The organism is Echinicola salinicaeni, from assembly GCF_014280965.1.
In the GTDB taxonomy this organism is placed as follows: domain Bacteria; phylum Bacteroidota; class Bacteroidia; order Cytophagales; family Cyclobacteriaceae; genus Echinicola; species Echinicola salinicaeni.
In genome coordinates, this window is sequence record NZ_JACODZ010000002.1 from 474,689 (window position 1) to 495,867 (window position 21,179).

Here is a 21,179-nt window from a genome sequence, read left to right on the forward strand (position 1 = left end):
TGGCTTAAACATGGCTAGAAAAAGTAGTGTATTTGATATGATCGGACCAGTAATGATAGGTCCTTCTTCTTCCCATACCGCAGGAGTGGTAAGGATTGCCCGGGCAGCAATTAAGGTTTTAGGTGGGGTTCCTGATGAGGCTTTAGTAACATTTTATAACTCTTTTGCCAGTACCTATGAGGGGCATGGTAGTGATAAAGCAGTCATTGGAGGATTACTGGATTTCAAAACGGATGATGTAAGGATCAAGCAGTCTTTGGATTTAGCTGAAGAAATGGGATTGGCCTATACTTTTAAATCCATCGGTAATGCTTCAGTCTACCATCCTAATACCATAAAGTTGAATCTGGTAAAAGGAGAAAGAAAAGTAGAAGTGATTGGAGAAAGTTTGGGAGGAGGCTTGATTAATATCAGTGGTGTTGATGGGTTTCATGCAGATTTTTCGGCGCAAGAACATACTTTGATCATCAAGGCTGATGATGTTTCTGGTGCCATAGCTTTTATTACAAGTATTTTGGCACAAGAAAAGGCCAATATAGCCACCATGTCTGTCTCCAGAAAAGGTAAGCGGGAGATTGCTTGCCATGTTATAGAAATGGACTCAGGATTGAATCCAATTACCATACAATATTTAGAAAGTATTGGATGGATACATGAATTAATTTATATTCCAAAAATAGACCTTTAGTTTTGCTATGAACAAAAGATTTTTTGTAACCTTATTTTTAATTGCTTTTAATGTTTCAAGAGGTTGGACCCAAGAAAATGTTTCTAATTTATCTTTGGAGGAATGTGTTCAAATTGGTCTTGAAAACAATCTTGAACTACAAAGGAGTATTCTTAACCAGGAAAATAATCATACCAATTTGATGGAATCAAAGGGGCAGCGCTATCCTTCCCTTTCAATGACCTCATCATATAATTATAGTTGGGGACGTGCACTTGATAATGTGACGAATGATTATTTACCTAGTAGTAGTTTTGGGAGTGCAGGCTTCAGTGTAAGGACCAATGTAAGTTTGTTCTCAGGAGGTAGAATTAATAATAGTATTAATCAAGCTATTGTTGATATTAAAGCGGGTGAGAAAAACTTAGAAGCAACCAAAAATTCGATTGTCCTTAATATTATAAACTTATTTGTCAATGTTGTTTTTGCCAAAGAACAGGTAAATGTGGCAGCTTCTCAATTGGAAGTGACAAGTAATCAGTTGGAAAGGACTAAAAAGTTGGTCGAGGCTGGGGCCCTTCCTATTTCGGATCAATATGATTTGGAGGCGCAAAATGCCACCAGTAATATGGAGTTGACCAATGCCGATAATAATCTGAGGTTGGCAAAACTTAACTTGATGCAGGCCATTCAAATTCCTTATGAGGAAGAATTTGATGTGTCTGTCCCTGATTTAGATGCCGAAAACTTTTTGATAGGAGGGGAAAGTGTAAATGAAGTTTATGCCATTGCTTTAGCCCTAATGCCAGAAGTAAAGGCAGCAAAGCTGGGTATTGAAAGTGCTGAGTACGGTGTGAAAATAGCTAAGGGAGCTTATTATCCTACTATTGGATTTGGAGCGAATGCAAGTACAAATTATAATGAACTTTATAAAGATGTGGTGCCTTTTTGGGAGCAGTTTGATGGGAATTTAAGTGAAGTGATTGGGGTGAACCTGAATATTCCAATATTTTCTAATCTAAGCAATAAGGCTAATTTACAAAGGGCCAGAGTCCAAAAGGAATTGAGTAAGATTAATGTTAAAGAAGTTCAAAACAGGCTAAGGCAAGATATTGAAACGGCCTATACCAATGCTATTGCGGCCAAACAGTCTTATGAATCCTCTAAGGTGAGGGTTTCTTCTTTGGAAGAGGCTTTTAGGATGGCCCAAAAAAGATTTGAGGTAGGCATGATCAATGCGGTGGACTTTCAGGTGGCACAAAATAACTTGTTTAATGCACAGGCAGATTTGCTTCAGGCAAAATACCAATACATTTTTAGTGTAAAAGTATTGGATTTTTATGTGGGCAATCCCTTAACACTTTAATTATATAAACCATGGCTAAAAAGAAATCAAACAAGCTTATTTACTGGCTTTCTGGGGTATTGGTGCTGTTGGTGGTAGTCATACTGATAGGGAAGTCTATGGGCTGGGTAGGAGGTCCATCTGAAACAGAGGTGGAAATCATTAAAGCATCTAAGAAAACCATTGTAGAAAAAGTAAGTTCTTCAGGCGTGATTCAGCCTGAAACAGAAATTAAGCTTAGTCCGGATGTAGCAGGGGAAATCATTGAATTAAATATAAAAGAGGGTGATTCTGTCAAGCAAAATGATCTTCTGGTAAAAATAAGACCTGATAACTTTATCTCTGTTCTTGATAGAAACAAAGCCAACCTCAGTCAACAGAAGGCTAATTTAGCTCAGTCTGAAGCAGCTTTGAATCGTTCAGAAGCACAATTTGAAAGAGCCCAACTGGAATATGATAGGAACAAGGAGCTTTATGAGAGTAAGGTGATTTCTGATTCGGAATTTGAACAGGCGAAGGCCAATTATATTTCAGCACAAAATGACCTTGCGGCAGCCAAGCAATCTGTAGAAGCCTCTAAATATGTTGTACAAAGTGCTCAGGCTAGCGTAAATGAAGCCTCTGAAAATTTAAGTTTGACCAATGTTTTTGCTCCAGTTAATGGAGTAGTTTCTAAACTGTTGGTGGAAAAGGGAGAGCGTGTCGTTGGGACCCAGCAGATGGCCGGTACGGAGATGTTACGGATAGCTGATATGAGCAAAATGGAGGTGAGAGTAGATGTGAATGAGAATGACATTGTTAGACTTTCATTGGGTGATACCACGATTATTGATGTAGATGCCTATTCTAGCACAGGGGATAAATTTAAGGGCGTTGTAACTTCCATTGCTAATTCTGCCAATGAAAAAGCCAGTCAAGATGCTGTCACAGAGTTTGAAGTGCGTATTAGAGTGATTAATGATTCCTATAAGCATTTGATAAATGAAGAGAACCGCTTCCCGTTCAGACCTGGTATGACAGCTAGCGTTGAAATAATTACTGACAAGAAGGAAAATGTACTTTCTGTTCCCCTCGCATCTGTAACTACAAGGGAAAATATGAGGCAGGACAGCACGGATCAATCTAGTGATTTAAAGGAATTAGTATTTAAAGCTCAAGGAGGTAAGGCCATTCTATCAGAAGTTAAGACTGGCATATCCGACTTTGAAAATATAGAAATATTAGATGGCTTGGAAGAAGGGGTTGAGATCGTAGCTGGACCTTACCATGTTGTAAGTAAAAAACTGAAAGATGGAGATTTGATTAAAAATACCAATGAAAAGTGAGCGTATAATGAATTCAATTTTAAAGAATAAAAAGCCCCAATTTTGGGGCTTTTTATTTATACAAGCTGGACAAGGCCTTCTGCAATTAGATTCTCTATTGCTGTTTTTTCTTTGATAAGTCCCAATTCAAATAGGATGTCCATGGTTTCATTTAAGCTTTTTGCGCTTACCTGATTATTGATTGCCCAAGTCGTTTGTTCCAACCAGGCCTTTATATCCATTTGCTGGATACCATAAGCTTCAGACAGTATTTGGGACAAGTTGTTCTTTTTTCGTATTTCAGCAGACTTTTGATAGATTAGGTCTTGAATGAGTTTTAATTCATTTTGGTGCTGCTCTATAAGCGTTTCTTGGGCTACTATGACAAAGCATGGCCAGGGTGTAGGGATTTCATCAACCCTATCAAATACACCTTCATCAACCAAGGGCTTGGTGGTATATTTTTCCCATAGGAATCCTTTTGCTTTTTGGTCTTCAAAAGAAGATTTAGCACCATCCATATTGCCCACCACCTCAAACTGCAATTCTTCAGCATTCCAACCTTTTTCTTTGGCTAAAAGGTAGGTCATTAGGTGGGAGCCTGAACCATATCGACTGATTAGAAACGGGGAGTTTTGAAGCTCACTTACTGATTTAACTCCTGATTTTGCTGGAACATGAATACCCCAAGTAAGTGGAGAAAGGACATGGTAACCTATTATTTTTCCAGGATTTCCTTCGATTTTATCTTTGATAAAGCTTTCAGTGAGAATGATGGCAATATCAGCTGTGTTTTCTCGGATGGCTTTGTTCATGGCACCCGAGCCTTTGGATTCATTATTCCAAGTCAATTTTATGCCTTGGTTTTCAAGAGGTTGCTCAGCGACCAATTGGGTCCAGGGATAATTAAAGTGTTCAGGGACCCCTATGATTTGGATTGTTTTCATGTTCAAAGATATGCACCCAAATGGGATTCTTAAAGCACTTAGGGGCATTTTAATGATAAAGCAAACAGGTGTTTCATGGTGTCATTTCTTCAAGAAACCAGTAAAGGGCATGTAAATGGTCTATATGGTCAGGTGCTGAATTCCCAGCGTAGGCTTTGATTCTAAGTGCTCCTTTATGATTTTCAGCAACTTGCTGCAAGCCAAGCGGCCCCTGTTTTAAAATGGGGTTTCTTTTAAGATCGAGTTGCTGAAGAAGGTAATCGGCACATTCGGTGGTGCTTGCAAAGGTGCCTGGAAAAATACTGCTATGGGTAAAAGTGAAGGATATCTCTTCTTTCATGGCATCTTGGGCTAATTTTAGAAATACTTCCAAATCCTCTTCATTGATTTTGCCCCCAGAGGCTAGGGGCTGTCCTTTTGGGATATACCCAGCATGCATACCATCTAGTAGGATTATTCCTTTTATGGGATGGTAATGATCAGATTTCATGATAGACCTGATTGCCCCATAACCAGCACTCCACCCAGAGAGGTAAATGGCTTTTATAGGTTGTTTGAGAGCGTTCTCTGTAGCTTTTAATAGATGTTCAAAAGCATTGGGCTGATCTAAGGGGCGTGAATAGGCAGAAGAACCACTGCCCAAGTTAATTGTAAGTGCCGCCCAGCCATTTTTTTCTTTTATGGCATGGTCTGCTACTTCATGTGTCCCATGAAAATGGATCAAGAGTGAAATAGGGTCATGCCCAATATTTTCGGGGATAAATAAATGAGCTGGAGAGTCGAATACATCTGTTATCTCTAGGTGTTTACCTGGAGCAATAGTTTTTGGTATACGTTCATGAGGCCGTATAAAATCACTCATTGGTGAGGGATTTTGGGGAGCCATTTGATTTTTTTGCTGTGCATTAAGGCTGTTTTCTGACAAAATGAAACAGCTAAAGAATAGGAGTAGGAAGTGTAGTTCCCTGTTAGGTGTTAAAGTGGGCATGCCAATGATTATGTTATTCGCCTATATCTTCATTCCATAATTCTGGATTCGTGGAGATAAAGGTGTTCATTAAATTTTTACAGGTTTCATTATTGCTTACAATCACTTCCACTCCCCTTGATTTTAATAATTCTTCTTCCCCCATAAAGGTCTCATTTTCTCCGATTACCACTTTGGGAATACCATAGAGGAGAATGGTTCCTGAACACATTGGGCAAGGAGATAGGGTGGTATATAGCACACTGTTTTGATATACTTTTGCCGCCTGTCTGCCTGCATTCTCAATGGCATCCATTTCTCCATGGAGAATGGAGCTGCCCTTTTGGACTCGTCGGTTATGCCCTCTACCAATGATTTTACCATTATGTACTAAGACGGCGCCAATGGGGATTCCCCCTTCATTTAGTCCCTTTTTTGCTTCTTCGATTGCTGCCTCAAGAAAATTATCCATAATTAATTTTTAATAATTGTATGCTGTAAACTACCAATGTATCTGTAAAAGAATACGTAATGGATGTACTATGAATATTTAATTTTAAAAAAAAATCCTTATGGTAAAGATAAAGCAAGAACTGATTATTCATTTACTTGATACAATAGACTTGTGATGAAGTGATTAGTGATTTTTTATGTTTTTAAATTTTATCATCCCTAAAAATTGGGATCAATATAAAATATTGGGTACTTTTTATGGTTGGTTTTTTTAGAATGTTATTACAATTTAAACAATGAAAAGTAAATAAAGTTATGTTGCATAGTTGTTGATAAAAACAATATGTCGCTATATTTGCATTTTAAATATTATATAATGTAATATGTTTTTGTTTGTCTCGAATTATTAAGTATTAGATGAAATGAGAAATAATTTTGGTGTTGATGATCACTTTTTTAGGTTGAAATCCTTTGAGATTATGTTAAGAAATGAATTGTGAAATACATACGAATTATAGGGGATTTATTTTATTTTAGAATTGTTTTTAAACACCAAGTAATTTTATAATGGAATTCACACTTAGTACATACTCACTTACTTTATTGATTTTTTCCGTTTTAACACTGTTTTTGTCTGTTGTGGTGTTTATTGGACTCAATAAAAATGTAAGATGGTTTGGGGCAATGATGGTTGCTGTGAGTGTTTGGGCGGCATCGGATGGGATTATGGTAGTAACAAATGATCTCGACCTTATGTTGTATATAGTTAATTTTGAGTATATAGGGATTGCTCTGGTGCCAGTTTTTTGGTTGCTTTTTGTGTTTCGATTTGCGGGAAAAGAACAATGGCTAAAGCCTCAAATGGTAGCTGCACAATTCATTTTTCCTTTTTTGACATTGTTTATGGTTTGGACCAATAATTATCATCATCTTCATTATCAGTCTGCAGAGATTAAGGAAGTGAATGGCTTATATGGACTGGTAACTTCTAAAGGGCCTTGGTATATAATCCATACTACCTATTTCTATTGCTGGATGATTTTTGGATTGTTCCTATTATTGCTTCAATACAAAAGGTCTGAAGGAATTTATCGCAAGCAAACACTGATAATCATTTTGGGCAGCCTAGTGCCATGGGTTGCGAATATTTTGGTTGTTTTCCAAGTGGGGCCATTTAATGGTTTTGACCCTACACCTTATGGTTTTGTGATTACGAGTTTTATAGTTGTCTTTGGTTTTTGGGAATTGAGCTTGTTTGATCTAAGGCCAATAGCCCGTAACAAAGTGGTGGATTCTATGAGAGAGGGAATGTTAGTGCTGGATGTAGAGAATAGAATCGTGGACTTCAATGATCAAATGTTAAGGATCATAGAAAAGGGAAAAGGAGAACTTACGGGAGTAAGTTTTGCTAATCTAGGATTTCAAGATAAGCGTTGGATGGATCTGTTGGAGCAAGATACTGAACAGGTTGTTTATTTGGATTTTCCGCACCAAGGGGAAAAGCGATATTATGAAATAAATTGTAAAATTATCAGCGGGGGCAAAAGAGATTTTCGGGGCAGGTTGTTGATGTTTAGAGATATAACTCAGTTCAGACTTGATCAAAGACGATTAGAGGAACAAGCTAGGGAGTTGAGTGAGTTGAATATGACAAAGGACAGGTTGCTGTCTATCATTTCCCATGATATGAGAAGCCCACTAAATTCCCTTACTCAGTTTTTGGAGATGAGTGAATCGGATTTTATTAGTGATGAGGAATTTAAGTCCTTGCTTCCAAGAATTTCAGAGAACCTAAGACAGGTTTCTGGCTTTATGGAAAACTTACTTGTTTGGGCAAAAAGCCAATTAATGGGAGAGAATATAGAGAAAGAGGTGTTTGATATAGATAAAGAGTTAAGCTCAGTAGTAAATCTGTTTAAGGCTTCTATAGAAAATAAGGGAATACAAGTTGATCATTTAAGTAAGGGAGAGGCACTGGTGTTTGCTGATCCAAACATGACTCGTCTTGTGCTGAGAAACTTACTAAGCAATGCCCTTAAATTTTCTGATAAAGGAGATAAGATCAGTGTCTACCTAGAGTTTGTTGGAAATCAAACAAAAGTTTTAGTGGAAGATACAGGAGTAGGTATTCCTGAGAAAAATTTGGATAGGATTTTTTCAGCAGAAGCATTTACTACTTTTGGAACCCAGAAAGAACAAGGTACAGGATTAGGCTTAATGTTGAGCAAGGATTTTGTGGAAAAAAATGAGGGTGAAATAGGTGTGGAAAGTGAGTTGGGAAAAGGTACAAGATTCTTTTTTACTTTGCCTAGAAAGGAAGAGAAGAGAGAAAAAGGTCTCCTAAAATAAGGTTGGAAAATAAAATTAACTGAGAAATCAGAATAAATTAGCTGATGAATTGCAGATATAGGGAGGAAATAGCGGTTTGAGGGGGTAAATTGCCAAAATGATAAGATTTTAGCCTTTCAATTAAAGGATATTAGAGCAGGTCTTTATATCTTTGAACTTTAAGACAATTGTCAGATGCTAATTAAGCAATTTATCAAAAAGTAATCAAACCATTAAACCATTCAATTATGAAGTTCAAACCAGGGATTAAGTTCGGTGAAGAATTGAAAGATTTGTTGGACTATGCCAAGGAGAGCGAATTTGCTTTACCAGCTGTAAATGTGATCAACACCAGTACTGCCAATGCGGTTTTGGAAACAGCTAAGAAGGTTAACTCACCAGTTATCGTTCAGTTCTCAAACGGTGGAGCACAATTCTTTGCCGGAAAAGGTCTGGCTAATGATAAGCAACAAGCTTCTATCGCAGGTGCTGTTTCAGGTGCTATGCACGTACATAAAATGGCTGAAGCATACGGAGTACCGGTAATATTACATACTGACCACGCTGCCAAGAAGTTGATCCCATGGGTAGACGGTATGCTAGCAGCGGGTAAAGAGCACTATGAGGCTTTCAAAAAGCCGTTGTTCAGTTCTCATATGTTAGATCTTTCAGAAGAAAGTATTGAGGAAAATATCGAGACTTCTGTAAAGTACCTTGCGGAATTCAAGAAATATGAAATGGCTCTTGAAATCGAATTAGGTGTTACAGGTGGTGAGGAAGATGGTGTTGATAACACTGATATTGACAGCTCTAAGCTTTATACTCAGCCTGAAGAAGTGGCCTATGCTTACGAAAAACTAAAAGAGCAAAGTGAATTGTTTACTATTGCTGCTGCCTTTGGTAATGTTCATGGTGTTTACAAGCCAGGTAATGTGAGCTTGCAGCCTAAGATTTTGAAAAACTCTCAGGATTTTATCTGTGAGAAATTCGGATTGAGCGGTAAGCCAGTAAGCTTCGTGTTCCACGGTGGTTCTGGGTCTTCAGTTGAAGAAATCAGAGAAGCCAATAGCTATGGTTCTATCAAAATGAATATCGATACAGATATGCAGTGGGCATTCTGGGAAGGTGTTCTTAATTATTATAAAGATAATGAAGGTTATCTTCAAACCCAGTTAGGTAACCCTGAAGGTGCAGACGTGCCTAATAAGAAAAAATATGACCCTAGAGTATGGTTGAGAAAAGGTGAAGAGAATTTCGTAAAACGTCTTGAAGTTGCCTTTGACATGCTTAATGCAGTGAATAGAAACTAGTTTTTCTATTGTCCGGAATAGGAGCCGTCTTAGTAGTCTATTATGATCTGGTTAATACTGAAATTTCAATTAGTTGAAGTTTATTTATAGTAGGTTGACCAACATAGTTATGAGGCTGCTTAGACGGCTTTGTTTTTTTTTGATTTATATGGTTTAATATAGGTAATAGTGTTGATGTCGTTACTTAACGGTTAGCCAATTTTTTATGCTTGACTTAGCGCTTTGTCTTTTCTTTCCTATAAATTGCTTTTTAGGGTAAAAAACTTAATTTTGTTTACGTGAGTAATATTTTTACTCATATTCCTTAGCCAGATCTTGATAGCATGTTAGATATATTAATTACTTCTAAAACCAGGGTTAAGCTTTTGATTAAGTTTTTTACTCAGGATTCCAATAAGGGGTATCTCCGTGGTTTGGCCGAAGAATTCCATGAATCTACCAATTCTGTTAGGGTTGAGTTGAACAGGTTGTCTGATGCAGGTATTCTTGTTTCGGAAAAGGAAGGTAATACCAAGTCCTATTCAGCTAACAAAAAACACCCACTTTTTAAGGAAATGAAGAATATGGTGGCCAAATATTTGGGCTTTGACCGTTTGGTGGAGGTTGTTATTCGAAATTTGGGCAATGTTACCAAGGCAGTGGTCGTAGGAGATTATGCACAGGGAATTGATTCAGGCCAAATCGATTTGGTTTTGGTGGCTAAGGATATTAATCAAGAATATCTAAATTTTTTAATTGAGAAGGCTGAAGAAAAAATCAAAAGAAAAGTGAATGTGCAAGTTTTTGATGAAGAGCCTGATTTTTTAGAAGGAATGGTGGTCTTCGACCTTTGAAATTACACTTTTTTGCCCCAAGTTTTACCAGAATAATTACATAGTCCTCAAAATTTTATTTTTGAATTGATAAATTATTGATTTTTAATTTTAAACCATTTTTTATGTTTAAAATGCAAAAATATTATATAGTAGTTATTTTTTAAACCTATGTAGTTTAAAAATGTTGAAAAAATATCAAAACAAGTTTTTAATTAAACCTAAAATTTATAATTTGACATAAAGTTGGCTTAATTAGGGTTTATTTTAAACCCTTATAGATAATTAATAATATTTTGTTCCAGCTTCTATTCGTTTGTACCGAAAACCGTACCACTAACCCATGAAAGAAATCGAACTAAGATTGCTTAAACAAATCAGAAAAGGAAATGAATTGGCTTTTGTTGAAGTGTATGATAAATATTGGAAATTACTTTTCAATAGTGGATACAAACGACTTCAAAAAAAAGAAATAGTTGAAGGATTGGTTCAAGAAGTCTTTGTAGAAATGTGGATGAAGAGAGAGAGCTTGGAAATTCATACCTCTTTCAATTCATATCTTTATACTGCCATGAAGTATAAGGTGATCAATCAAATGAAGTCACAGATGGTAAAGGAAAAATATGTGGCATTTGTTAATTCAAGGCGACCTTCTTTTGGAAGTGAAATAGAGGAACAGCTATTTTATAAGGAACTGGATGAAGCTTACAGAAAGGAGGTTTCTGAACTTCCCGAAAAAGCAAAAACAGTTTACACACTGAAGAACAATGAAGGAAAAAGCTATGCCGAAATAGCCCGAGAAATGGAGATTTCTATCAGTACAGTAGAAAAACATATGATAAAAGCCCTTAAAATTCTTAGGGCTAATTTAAAGAATTACTCATTTTCTGCATTTATCGTAGGGATATTGGGACAATTAAATTTCTAAGTAGTTATATACTTTGCCAACTTAAAGTTTGCTAAATTATTTGAGTACAGTACATTTTTTTATTTATTTATAATAGATGCTTAAGTTTTATTGATTTTTTTTGAATAGGAATGGAGGTGGTGGGCTATTAAGTTGACATAAGTATAGAAAGCAGTTAAAATGAACCTAGAGGAGATTAATAGTTTGTTAGATAAGTTTTTGTCTGGTAATATCAGTAAAGAAGAGAAAGAGGTGCTCGATAGATGGTATCAAGATTTCGATTCTCGAGATGATGTTACTGATGGGATGAGGCATGAGGAGCAGTTTGAGATGCGCAATAAGATGTTAAAGGCCATAAAAGAGCAAACCTTTGAAAGTGAGCTTGCTGAAAATGGTTCTCGTAACTCAAAAGGGCAATCATTTATTAAAATCATGGCTTTCGCGGCTTCTTTGGTACTTGTTGTGGTATTTGCTTATTCAGTGTATTATCCAAGTCAGGAGACTGTGGTATATCAAACTGATCTTGGGGAGGTGTTGATTTTGAAGCTGCCGGATAGTACACAGGTAACTCTTAATGGAAATTCACAGTTGAGCTATAAGCCAAATTGGTTGGGTAAGTTTGATAGGAAAGTGGATTTAAAAGGTGAGGCCTTTTTTGAAGTGTTTCATACCGTTGACAACGATAGATTTACTATAAATGAAGATTCGGGTATGGGGATTGAAGTTTATGGAACAGAATTCAATTATAATGTCAGAGAGGGCGTGAATGCTGTAGCATTGAAATCTGGAAGCGTAAAAGTAATGTTGCCTGAAGATAGTAAGGAGATCAAGAAGGAGCATTTTCTTAAGCCTGGAGAAATGGCAAAGTTTAATTCCCAAGCGAGAACTGTGAAAATTGGATCTCCCGGAAATTTGGAGAGTTATTATGCCTGGAAGGATGGAAAACTAATTATGGATTATTCCACTTTGCCAGAAATCATTGATAGGCTGAAAGGAACTTATGGGATTACAATAAGTTTGGACACTACTAGTTGGAGAGAAAGGAAAGTTTCAGGGACACTACCATTAACTAGGGATCCTGAGTCTTTGATACAGAATCTGGAGCAGCTGTTTGATGTCGATATTGAAATAACCGAACAGAAATAAAATAATTCTTAATCAGGTCAAACGAAAAGATCTGTAGAAGGGAGTTCGCCCTTCATTCTTAATTATTAATTCTTACAATCAGTACTGATTTGATATTGGTACTTTCCGGAAAATTGTGTTTTGATTTTCCCTGGAATGATATTGTCAAAAAAAACTGATAACCATATGAGGGGATAGGAAGGCTTGTTTAGCGCAATGGTCAATTGATACCTAAGCCCAAAATACGAGAGTATTTTAACCACTTAACCAAATACCTATGCTAAACAAATTTACTAAACGCGTGTTAGTGTTATTGGCGGCATTTGTTCTCTCAGAAGAAGCAAAGTCCCAGCTACTCGCAGAGTTTGCCCAGGTTCCTGATCGATTTACGATCTCCCGGGAACCATCTCTGCCAGATGTTTTTCGCAAGCTTGAGACCATTTATAATGTGTCTATTGCTTATCCTTCAGACCTCGCCGATCAAAAATGGTCCAAGGATTTTACCCCGAACCGTAATCTTAGTATTGAGGAAAACTTGAATAATTTGCTAAAGGATTCCCAGTTGATATATCGTCAGGGAGTGGGCGAATTTTACGTTGTCATGAAAAAAGATGCGGGAGAGACTGTTAAAGAATCACTTTCAGCCACCGTTGTTAAGCCAAAGAAAGTGGCTTTTGATGAAATCAAAGGAGTTGTTTTAGATGAGGAAGGAATGCCCATTCCTGGAGCCAGTGTTTTGGTAAAAGGTACCATGAAGGGGAGTGTGACGGATTTTGATGGGAATTTCACCTTAGATATTGAAGATGGGGCGGAGGAACAATTTTTGGTGGTTTCATTTATTGGTTTCGAGACCAAAGAAGTACCTGTAGGGTCAAAGTCTGAGTTTACTATAGTACTTACTTCAAGCACGATGGCTTTGAACGAGGTAGTAGTGACTGCTTTTGGTCTTGAAAGAGATAAGAAGGCACTCGGTTATACTGTGCAAAGTGTCAAAGGCGATGATTTGACAGAGGCCCAAACTCCCAATGTTGTAAACAGTCTTTCAGGCAGGGTAGCTGGGGTGCAGATCAACGGTAATTCAATGCCCGGAAGTGGAGCACACGTCGTTATTCGTGGTTCTTCCTCAGTAGCAGGTGGTAATCAACCTCTGGTGGTTGTAGATGGCGTTCCCTTGGAGCAAACATCATCCAGAAGATATGGTAATGGCCTTTCAGAAATTAACCCAGATAATATTAAAGAGATAAATGTTTTAAAAGGGGCTACAGCAGCTGCTTTATATGGTTCTAGGGCTGCCAATGGTGTTATTATGGTAACTACCAAAGATGGCTCCGGTACAAAAGGAATTGGTGTTGCCATCAATTCAAATATGACTTTCGATAATCCATTAGTTAAACCAAATTTCCAGAATACTTATGGTGGTGGTGCTGGTTATAGAACATGGTATGTGGATGGTAGAAATGGCTTTGATGCAGATGGTGTCCGGGGGACAGCGGGTGTGGATGAAAGCTGGGGAGCTCCTATGGATGGTAGAATGGTTCCTCTTTGGTTTTCAGCTCCAGAAACAGCAGCTTTGACTCCTCAGCCAAATAACTGGGAGGATTTCTGGGAAACCGGTAAAACCTTTAGTAATAATGTTGCTGTATCAGGAGGAAATGAAAAAGGTAATTTCAGGCTTTCCATTGGCCGACTGGATCAAAAAAGTATCATGTATAACAATGATTACTACAGGAATAATTTTAAGCTAAATACTGGATATAATTTTACTGATAAGCTCAAAGTTACGATCAGTGCCGAGTATGTAAAGTCAGGATCTGATAACAGAAGATATTCTGGTAGTTCGGATTTTATTTGGTCACACCGACATACTGATTTTACAAAATTAAAAAACTGGAGAGATTATTATGATATCCAGAAAGAGACCTTCCGAGAGGGAGATGATTATCCCTATGCTAACTGGCAGCATGAGTATTTTTCCAACCCTTATTTCCTACAGGAATTCTATACCAATGCCAATACCAAGGATAGATTGTTGGGGAATATAGCTGTCAACTATGACTTTACTGATGAGTTGAGTTTAATGGTAAGAACAGGAACTGATTTCTGGACAGATACCAGAATTAATGTAACTGGAGTGGAACGAACCAAGAACTTTGTAACTACAAAAGGATCTTATGAGGAGACAGTCTTGAGAAGCCAAGAGACCAACAGCGACTTTATCTTTACTTTCGATAAAGATTTTTCAAATACTTTCTCCTTAAAGGCCCAGGCCGGAGGAATCAACAGAACCAATTACTACAAAAGAAATAATGTAGATGTTAATGAGTTGACGATTGATGGCCTATATAATTTGGGTAACTATGCTAGCCCTGTTACTCCAGAAAGTACTATCAGAAAGCAAGAGGTGAATAGCTTGTTTGCTTCTGCTCAATTTGGGTTGAACAACTACTTGTTCTTGGATGTGACGGGTCGTAATGATTGGTCCAGTACTTTGCCAATTAAAAACAATTCGTTTTTCTATCCATCATTGGCCTTGAGTGCAGTATTGACCGATATGTTCAATTTCCAAAGTAATGTTTTGTCTTTTGCAAAACTTAGGGCGAGTTGGGCGCAAGTAGGTAGTGATGCCAATCCTTATATGCTTAACCAGGTTTATAATTCTCAAGGACTTTGGGCTGGTACTACACCTACATATGCAGAGTCAGATGAGATTGCTAATATCAATTTAAAGCCTGAGATCACAACAGGTCAAGAAATAGGTTTGGACTTGAGATTCCTAGAAGGAAGAATTGGTCTGGATTTTACCTATTATGCCCAGTCGACTACTAACCAAATTCTCGCTGTATCCATTTCCAGATCTTCAGGTTATGCTAGCCAAATCCTTAATGCCGGTGAAATAACTAACAAAGGAGTAGAATTAATGGTCTATGGTACTCCGATTAAATCCGACTTAGGGTTTGTTTGGGATATGTCCTTTAATTTCTCAAGAAACAGAAACCTGGTAGTTGAATTGGCGGAAGGTTTGGAGAACTATACGTTGGCAAGCCAAAACAGTTTGACTTCAGAAGCAAGGGTAGGAGAACCATACGGAACCCTATATGGTAGAAGGTACTTACGTTCTCCAGAAGGAGAAATTGTATATAGGGACGGTTTGCCTCAATTGGAGGAAGGTACCTACGCTTTAGGGAATATCCAGCCCGATTGGATGGGAGGATTCTCCAATAATTTCACCTATAAAAACTGGTCTTTAAGTTCTTTGATAGATATCAGAATGGGAGGAGACTTATTTGATGTGGGCACTGGCCTTGCACGTAAAACTGGCCAATATGCCGAGACTGCTATTGGACGTGAAGAAGGGGTAATCGGTGCCGGTGTGATGAATGTGGGTACTGAAGAATCTCCTGTCTATGTACAGAATGATGTGATTGTGAATGCTTCCACTTTCTGGAATGCCCAGAACCCTAGAAACTATCATGAAGCTGGTATTTTTGATGGAAGCTATGTGAAGCTTCGTCAATTGAGCCTAGGCTATAGTTTCCCTAAAAACTTTCTTGGAAACAATTTTATACAATCCATGAAATTGTCTGCAGTTGGTAGAAACTTGGCATTACTTTACAAAAATCATCCACACATGGATCCTCAAGTTGATATGAAAGGTGGAAATGGTCAAGGTTTTTCTTACGGACAACAGCCTGCCACGAGAAGCATAGGTTTTAACCTAAGCGTTACATTTTGATCTTAATTGAGGAGCCTAAAAACAACGATTTATGAAAAGTATTAAAAAACTATATAGCGTTCTTATGATTTCAGCTGCAGGCCTCTCCATGGGTGCTTGTACTGGAGATTTTGAAGAAATGAACACAGATCCCAACAATCCAGTGACTATTTCACCGGCTTTGTTGCTGCCCAATGCCATCCAAGTTTCAGTAGATAGATACTGGGGCCACAGTTCCAGGTTTGAAAGGTTGAATATTGATGCCGCGATGTGCTGGATGCAGCATTTGTCCAGAAATATATATATCAACGTGGAAGGAGATAGTTATGAAATTCCATTAACAGTTTCCTCTGGAACTTGGAATGCCCTTTATAATGATGCTCTGGTAAACTTTGAAAGTGTGTTAAGGCTTTCAGGCCCTGAGGGTGATTTTACCAATAGCAATTATTATGGTGTGGCCTTGGTGATGAAATCTTTCACTTTTTCCTATATGACGGATGTGTTTGGACCGATTCCCTATTCAGAGGCATTGAAGGGGACAGCAGAGGAGTCTATCAATAGCCCAAAGTATGATTCCATGGAGGAAATATATGCAGGCTTGATGGCTGATCTAAATACTGCAAATGAGAATTTAGAGGTGAATGGGCCTTCAATAAGTGGCGATATCCTTTTTGATGGAGATATCATGAAGTGGAAAATGTTTGCCAATTCACTTAGACTAAAATTAGCCAACCACCAGGCAGCAAAAAAGCCTGCTGAGTCCAAAGCTGTAATGTCTGAGATTTTGGGTGATCCATCTACTTATCCAGTTTTTTCCAGTAATGATGATTTTGCCCAATTGCATCATGTCAATGTCATTGGAAGTAGGAATAAAATGTTCGATGTTTTCTCGACCCGTTCTGACTGGAATATCAGTAGCACTTTGATCGATAAATTATTGGAGTTGGATGATGAGCGAATCACTGTTTATGCACAGCCTCTTGCAGATGGATCCTATGCGGGGCTTCCTAATGGTTTGACAGATGCAGCGGCAGGTACTTTCTCTGCTTCAACGATCGGTACCAAGTTTTTGGACCCAACAGCACCTAGTATCCTAATGAGTTATGCTGAATTATTATTTATCAAGGCTGAGGCAGCATTTGACGGTGATATTTCAGGTGATCCAGAAGCATTATTAGAAGAGGCAATAGCGGCTTCTTTTGATCAGCATGGTTTGGAAATGCCTGATGATTATATGACAAGAATAGGTTCAGTAGATAAAGAGACCATCATGACTCAGAAATGGTTGGCGCTTTTTGGTCAAGGCATAGAGGCTTGGACAGAGTATAGAAGAACTGGTTACCCGGTTTTGCCTCCAGCGCATCCAAGTGCAGTTTTCTATAATGAGGGAGTCTTGCCAACAAGAATTGAGTATCCTACTTCGGAATATTCGCTTAATAAGTCCGCTTTGGATGAAGGTGTCAGGATGCTTGGAGGAGAGGATAATATGCGCGTACCGCTTTGGTGGGTGGAAGATTAAGTCAGTTTATTCATTGTTTGCAGTATTCAACTAAAGTAAAAATCATGAAAAATATATCATATAAAATATTCGGAGCCTTATTGATAGTTGTGAGCTTCTTGAATTTCTCCTGTACCGATGCTGAGGATCTGGCTACTCCAAATGTTGCTTCACCAGTTTTGGTTATGGTAGAAGGTGGCTCCTTTCCTGCAGATGCTGAAATTGGTGTGACTGCCAAGTTTATGGAATTGGATAAATCTGGGATTTTGGATCATACGGTAGGAATTGACTCTATTCCTGTGATGGATTTACCCATCACTGTTTATGTCAATCAAACGGAGGAAGTATCCTCATTGGTGACTGATCAGGATGGTATGGTCATGCTGGAATTGAGTTGGGATGATCTTGGTCTGACAGATGCCAGTGCAGGTGATCAGGTTAAGTTGGAATTTACAGGGTCTTATAAAAATGTGGCATTTAGAAAATATCATACTGTGAGAGTGGATTAATGATTTTATCCGCCATAGGAATTTATAATGGGTAATTCTATAGGTCAAAAACCTGGACGGTACAGCTGTTCAGGTTTTTTTATTTCTCAGGATATTGTTCTTACTATTGATATCTAGAAGAAACTATTTTTCAATTTTTTGGGTCTATTTGTGTTTGAGATATGTTTTTAATTTGTAAAAAGTGTGTTTTTTGGTTAATAAAATAATGTGTATTTGTAGGTTTTATGTTTTTTTAATAAAAACAGGGTGAAATGATGCTTTTTTAATGGAGGTTGACTGCGCCTTGGTTGACTTATATATAGAAGCCCAAAATAAATGATGATTATTTAGATCCGGAATATTCCGCCCGGAAGAGCAATACGATAAGCCCATTATTAGTAAGCATTTAGATCATTTATATATCAATTTTCAAGTTTTAACCATTTCAACCATGACAACAAAGATCAACAGAAGAGCTTGGCTCAAGTCCAGTTTATTAGCAGCTGGAGGTATAGGATTGGCTCCATCTTTAGCAGGTGCAGCAGTTACCAGGGTTTCACCACATGTTGCACCGATCAATCCTCAAAGCCTGCTTTGGGAGCATGATCCAATGTATAAGGAGAAAGCTCCAGCGCTAAAGGCCAGACTTTTGGCCAATGAAAATCCATATGGCCCTGCTAAAAAGGTGATTTCCTCTATCTCAGAGGCCGTTTCCTTAGGCAATAGGTACGCACATAGCGATGCTGCTACCTTGATTGATATGATAGCTGAAAAAGAAGGCGTATCCAAAGAAAATGTAATGTTAGGACCAGGTTCTACAGATTTATTGGAGAAAACAGCTATTGTAAGCTTCCTTGACGGAGGGAATATTGTGTCGGCTGACCCTTCCTATATGTCATTGATCAATACGTCAAGGGGCATAGGGGCCGAATGGAAACCTATTCCGCTAAAAGCGGATTTCTCACATGACCTTGATGCTATGGCCAGTGCCATAGATAGCGAAACCAAGATGGTTTATGTTTGTAATCCTAATAATCCTACGGGGTCGATTACCAATGGTGCCAAACTAAAGAGTTTCTGTAAAACTGTTTCCAAGAAGACGCCAATTTTTGTGGATGAGGCCTATTTGGAGTTTATGGATGATGCAGAGAATAATACAATGGCAGGATTAGTAGCTGAAGGATATGATGTTATCATTGCCAGGACTTTTAGTAAAATCCACGGAATGGCTGGTTTGAGAATCGGTTATATCATAGCACAACCAGAAAGGATTGAAAGTATTACCAGTAAGGTGAGAAGTACAATGGGCTTGTCTGTAACTTCACTTAGAGGAGCTATTACCAGTATGAAAGAAGAGCAGTTCATTGCTGATTGTAAGAGTATGAACAAAGAATGTAGGGACTTTACCTACAGCGCACTTACAGGGATGGGCTATGATGTGATTCCTTCAAATACCAGTTTTATGATATTTCCAATTGAAATGGATGGTAAGGAATTCCTTAAAGCCATGTTTGCTGAAGGGGTAGGCGTTCGAGCTTATAATTTCTTGGATAAGCCTTGGTGTAGAGTAAGCATGGGTACCATGCCTGAGATGAAAATTTTCCTAGAAGCATTTAAGAAAGTTACCGCCTAATAAAAATTAGTCTATCATGAGCATAGCTATACAAAAAACCCTTTCTCTATTATTACTCATAGGTATAGGTTTTTTTCTAAAGAGTAAACTAAGTAAAGAAGAGCATAAAAAAGGACTGAAGATCATCATCCTCAATATTGCATTGCCTGCAATAATATTTGTGGCCTTGCTAAAGATTGATATTCAGCCAGATCTTTTGTTCTTGCCGGTGCTGGCATTGGTGTTTAATCTGGTAATGTTGGGTGTAAGTAAATATGTCCTTCCATTATACGGTATAGATAATGATAGCCCGACGATGAGGACCTTGATGATGTTATTGCCTTCCCTGGCTCCAGGACTTTCCTGTTTTCCATTTTTAGTGGAATACTTGGGAGATGAGGCTTTGGCGATGGGAGCTTTAGCAGATATTGGAAACAAGGTCTTTGTATTGATTTTGACCTATTTGTTGGCGATGAGTTGGTATTATAAAGCTAATAAATCCGTTAATCACAGTGGAAATCAAAAGATCAAAGGACTCTTGCTTTCCATGCTAAATGAGCCCATTAATATGGTAATGATTGTGGCGATAATATTATTGAGTTTTGGTTTTACCCTGGAAAGCTTGCCTTTGTTCCTAAGTGAGGCCATCATCCAAATGAAAAACCTGATGACTCCGCTTATCTTAATTTTCATTGGCGTTGCGGCAGTCCTCAAGTGGGATCAATTGAAGATGATTGTGGCATTACTTTCATTTAGGTCTGGGATCACCTTTATCATCAGTGGTTTACTCGTAATGCTTGTGCCCATGCCCAATGAAGCAGCCGTTTTATTAGCTGTAGTGTTTCCGCAGAGTGCCTGCAGCTTTTGGCCATATGCACATATGTCAGCTGTTTCAGGTATGGAAAAACTGGACAAAAAGGCAGCTCATGAGGAGACATTTGATATGGGACTAGGTCTTAATATACTAGCGGTATCCTTACCTTTCAGTACTTTGGTGATATTAGGGGTGTTTTCTTCCGGTAGTTATTTTGCAAATCCCTATCATATATTATTAGGAGGAGCAACATTAATGGTTTTGGCGGCTATCCCTGTTGTGGTGCAGCTGGTCAAAAAGACCCATGTCAGTTATGAACTCTCCGAAGAAGAAAGCGAATAAATTTGTGCTTATTTCAGAATTAGTTATATAGTTGAATGTTGTTATTTTGTGGGTTGGCAAAAGCCTCGCGTGTGCGGGGCTTTTACTTTTTTAACTAATTATATCAATGTATTCTAGTATCTTCAGAAAAGGAAGGATGAAGTTGTTGTTTAGGTGCCCATATTGAATCAGGAGTTTTAATAAACTGATTTTTTTATACATATCTGCTATTGTGCTAATTGAGATTATAAGAGGATCTAAAGGATTGTTTAATCTAAAATAATACCCCCTTCGGCCTTCAACTTCTGTTTTATTTGGCAGTTAGACAGGATTCCGAACACTTCACCAGAGGTTTCTGATTACTGGCATCATAGCTGATATTCAGATTTTTATTTATTCGATTAGCGTTTTAAAATTAGTTAGGAAGATTTTTTTACTCCATAGAATATTTTGAAATATTTTTAGTTAACATGTTCTGATAAAACTTACTTTTTCTAACGCTTCGATATCGGTGATTTAATTTGTTTTGTTGAGTTAAGTATTTGCTAAAGAGTTGGTTGGAATTGAAT

At 37.8% G+C, this 21,179-nt stretch carries 16 protein-coding genes; 13 read left to right on the forward strand and 3 right to left on the reverse strand.

All coding sequences use genetic code 11. The annotated features are described in order from the left end of the window. Positions 1–10 precede the first annotated feature (10 nt). The 3 genes from sdaAB to H7U17_RS05200 are packed head-to-tail and all read left to right on the forward strand — an operon-like array spanning position 11 to position 3,337. Positions 11–688: an L-serine ammonia-lyase, iron-sulfur-dependent subunit beta gene (gene sdaAB / locus H7U17_RS05190; RefSeq protein ID WP_186755586.1), complete on the forward strand. Its 678-nt coding sequence runs from the start codon at positions 11–13 to the stop codon at positions 686–688. Positions 689–695: 7 nt separating this feature from the next. Further along, on the forward strand, positions 696–2,033 hold the full coding sequence (locus H7U17_RS05195; protein ID WP_186755587.1) for a TolC family protein: 1,338 nt from the start codon (positions 696–698) through the stop codon (positions 2,031–2,033). Between the two features lie 11 nt (positions 2,034–2,044). Next, positions 2,045–3,337, forward strand: coding sequence for an efflux RND transporter periplasmic adaptor subunit (locus H7U17_RS05200; RefSeq protein WP_186755588.1), 1,293 nt, complete (start codon positions 2,045–2,047; stop codon positions 3,335–3,337). 56 nt (positions 3,338–3,393) lie between these two features. Here H7U17_RS05200 and H7U17_RS05205 read toward each other — a convergent pair whose 3' ends face one another. The 3 genes from H7U17_RS05205 to H7U17_RS05215 all read right to left on the reverse strand — a co-directional run bounded on the left by H7U17_RS05205 (position 3,394) and on the right by H7U17_RS05215 (position 5,702). Then, on the reverse strand, positions 3,394–4,263 hold the full coding sequence (locus H7U17_RS05205; RefSeq protein WP_186755589.1) for a type 2 periplasmic-binding domain-containing protein: 870 nt from the start codon (positions 4,261–4,263) through the stop codon (positions 3,394–3,396). Between the two features lie 73 nt (positions 4,264–4,336). Continuing rightward, on the reverse strand, positions 4,337–5,125 hold the full coding sequence (locus tag H7U17_RS05210; RefSeq protein WP_230981275.1) for a hypothetical protein: 789 nt from the start codon (positions 5,123–5,125) through the stop codon (positions 4,337–4,339). 139 nt (positions 5,126–5,264) lie between these two features. Continuing rightward, on the reverse strand, positions 5,265–5,702 hold the full coding sequence (locus H7U17_RS05215; RefSeq protein ID WP_186755590.1) for a nucleoside deaminase: 438 nt from the start codon (positions 5,700–5,702) through the stop codon (positions 5,265–5,267). 548 nt (positions 5,703–6,250) lie between these two features. Here H7U17_RS05215 and H7U17_RS05220 point away from each other — a divergent pair. From H7U17_RS05220 to H7U17_RS05265, 10 genes are all read left to right on the forward strand, one after another. Further along, complete coding sequence (locus tag H7U17_RS05220) at positions 6,251–8,032, forward strand: sensor histidine kinase (RefSeq protein ID WP_186755591.1); 1,782 nt, start codon at positions 6,251–6,253, stop codon at positions 8,030–8,032. 227 nt (positions 8,033–8,259) lie between these two features. Continuing rightward, complete coding sequence (gene fbaA / locus H7U17_RS05225; RefSeq protein ID WP_186755592.1) at positions 8,260–9,321, forward strand: class II fructose-bisphosphate aldolase; 1,062 nt, start codon at positions 8,260–8,262, stop codon at positions 9,319–9,321. Positions 9,322–9,644: 323 nt separating this feature from the next. Beyond that, on the forward strand, positions 9,645–10,154 hold the full coding sequence (locus H7U17_RS05230; RefSeq protein ID WP_186755593.1) for a helix-turn-helix domain-containing protein: 510 nt from the start codon (positions 9,645–9,647) through the stop codon (positions 10,152–10,154). 322 nt (positions 10,155–10,476) lie between these two features. Further along, on the forward strand, positions 10,477–11,061 hold the full coding sequence (locus H7U17_RS05235; RefSeq protein WP_186755594.1) for an RNA polymerase sigma-70 factor: 585 nt from the start codon (positions 10,477–10,479) through the stop codon (positions 11,059–11,061). A 159-nt stretch (positions 11,062–11,220) separates the two neighbouring features. Beyond that, a complete protein-coding gene (locus H7U17_RS05240) occupies positions 11,221–12,186 on the forward strand; it encodes a FecR family protein (protein ID WP_186755595.1) in 966 nt (321 codons plus the stop codon). Between the two features lie 256 nt (positions 12,187–12,442). Beyond that, complete coding sequence (locus H7U17_RS05245; protein ID WP_186755596.1) at positions 12,443–15,898, forward strand: SusC/RagA family TonB-linked outer membrane protein; 3,456 nt, start codon at positions 12,443–12,445, stop codon at positions 15,896–15,898. A gap of 31 nt (positions 15,899–15,929) precedes the next feature. Next, a complete protein-coding gene (locus tag H7U17_RS05250; RefSeq protein WP_186755597.1) occupies positions 15,930–17,396 on the forward strand; it encodes a SusD/RagB family nutrient-binding outer membrane lipoprotein in 1,467 nt (488 codons plus the stop codon). 44 nt (positions 17,397–17,440) lie between these two features. Then, on the forward strand, positions 17,441–17,884 hold the full coding sequence (locus H7U17_RS05255) for a hypothetical protein (protein WP_186755598.1): 444 nt from the start codon (positions 17,441–17,443) through the stop codon (positions 17,882–17,884). Between the two features lie 430 nt (positions 17,885–18,314). Continuing rightward, positions 18,315–19,496 carry a pyridoxal phosphate-dependent aminotransferase gene (locus H7U17_RS05260; protein WP_186755599.1) on the forward strand — a complete coding sequence of 394 codons (1,182 nt, stop codon included), beginning with the start codon at positions 18,315–18,317 and terminating at the stop codon, positions 19,494–19,496. 16 nt (positions 19,497–19,512) lie between these two features. Further along, complete coding sequence (locus H7U17_RS05265) at positions 19,513–20,631, forward strand: AEC family transporter (protein WP_186755600.1); 1,119 nt, start codon at positions 19,513–19,515, stop codon at positions 20,629–20,631. The last annotated feature ends 548 nt before the right edge of the window (positions 20,632–21,179 follow it).

Bases quoted from the DNA above. Each gene is read 5' to 3' on its own strand.
- fbaA (WP_186755592.1), top strand. From the start codon at position 8,260: ATGAAGTTCAAACCAGGGATTAAGTTCGGTGAAGAATTGAAAGATTTG.
- H7U17_RS05245 (WP_186755596.1), top strand. From the start codon at position 12,443: ATGCTAAACAAATTTACTAAACGCGTGTTAGTGTTATTGGCGGCATTT.
- sdaAB (WP_186755586.1), top strand. From the start codon at position 11: ATGGCTAGAAAAAGTAGTGTATTTGATATGATCGGACCAGTAATGATA.
- H7U17_RS05240 (WP_186755595.1), top strand. From the start codon at position 11,221: ATGAACCTAGAGGAGATTAATAGTTTGTTAGATAAGTTTTTGTCTGGT.
- H7U17_RS05255 (WP_186755598.1), top strand. From the start codon at position 17,441: ATGAAAAATATATCATATAAAATATTCGGAGCCTTATTGATAGTTGTG.
- H7U17_RS05250 (WP_186755597.1), top strand. From the start codon at position 15,930: ATGAAAAGTATTAAAAAACTATATAGCGTTCTTATGATTTCAGCTGCA.
- H7U17_RS05265 (WP_186755600.1), top strand. From the start codon at position 19,513: ATGAGCATAGCTATACAAAAAACCCTTTCTCTATTATTACTCATAGGT.
- H7U17_RS05235 (WP_186755594.1), top strand. From the start codon at position 10,477: ATGAAAGAAATCGAACTAAGATTGCTTAAACAAATCAGAAAAGGAAAT.
- H7U17_RS05215 (WP_186755590.1), bottom strand. From the start codon at position 5,702: ATGGATAATTTTCTTGAGGCAGCAATCGAAGAAGCAAAAAAGGGACTA.
- H7U17_RS05195 (WP_186755587.1), top strand. From the start codon at position 696: ATGAACAAAAGATTTTTTGTAACCTTATTTTTAATTGCTTTTAATGTT.
- H7U17_RS05205 (WP_186755589.1), bottom strand. From the start codon at position 4,263: ATGAAAACAATCCAAATCATAGGGGTCCCTGAACACTTTAATTATCCC.
- H7U17_RS05260 (WP_186755599.1), top strand. From the start codon at position 18,315: ATGACAACAAAGATCAACAGAAGAGCTTGGCTCAAGTCCAGTTTATTA.
- H7U17_RS05220 (WP_186755591.1), top strand. From the start codon at position 6,251: ATGGAATTCACACTTAGTACATACTCACTTACTTTATTGATTTTTTCC.
- H7U17_RS05230 (WP_186755593.1), top strand. From the start codon at position 9,645: ATGTTAGATATATTAATTACTTCTAAAACCAGGGTTAAGCTTTTGATT.
- H7U17_RS05210 (WP_230981275.1), bottom strand. From the start codon at position 5,125: ATGAGTGATTTTATACGGCCTCATGAACGTATACCAAAAACTATTGCT.
- H7U17_RS05200 (WP_186755588.1), top strand. From the start codon at position 2,045: ATGGCTAAAAAGAAATCAAACAAGCTTATTTACTGGCTTTCTGGGGTA.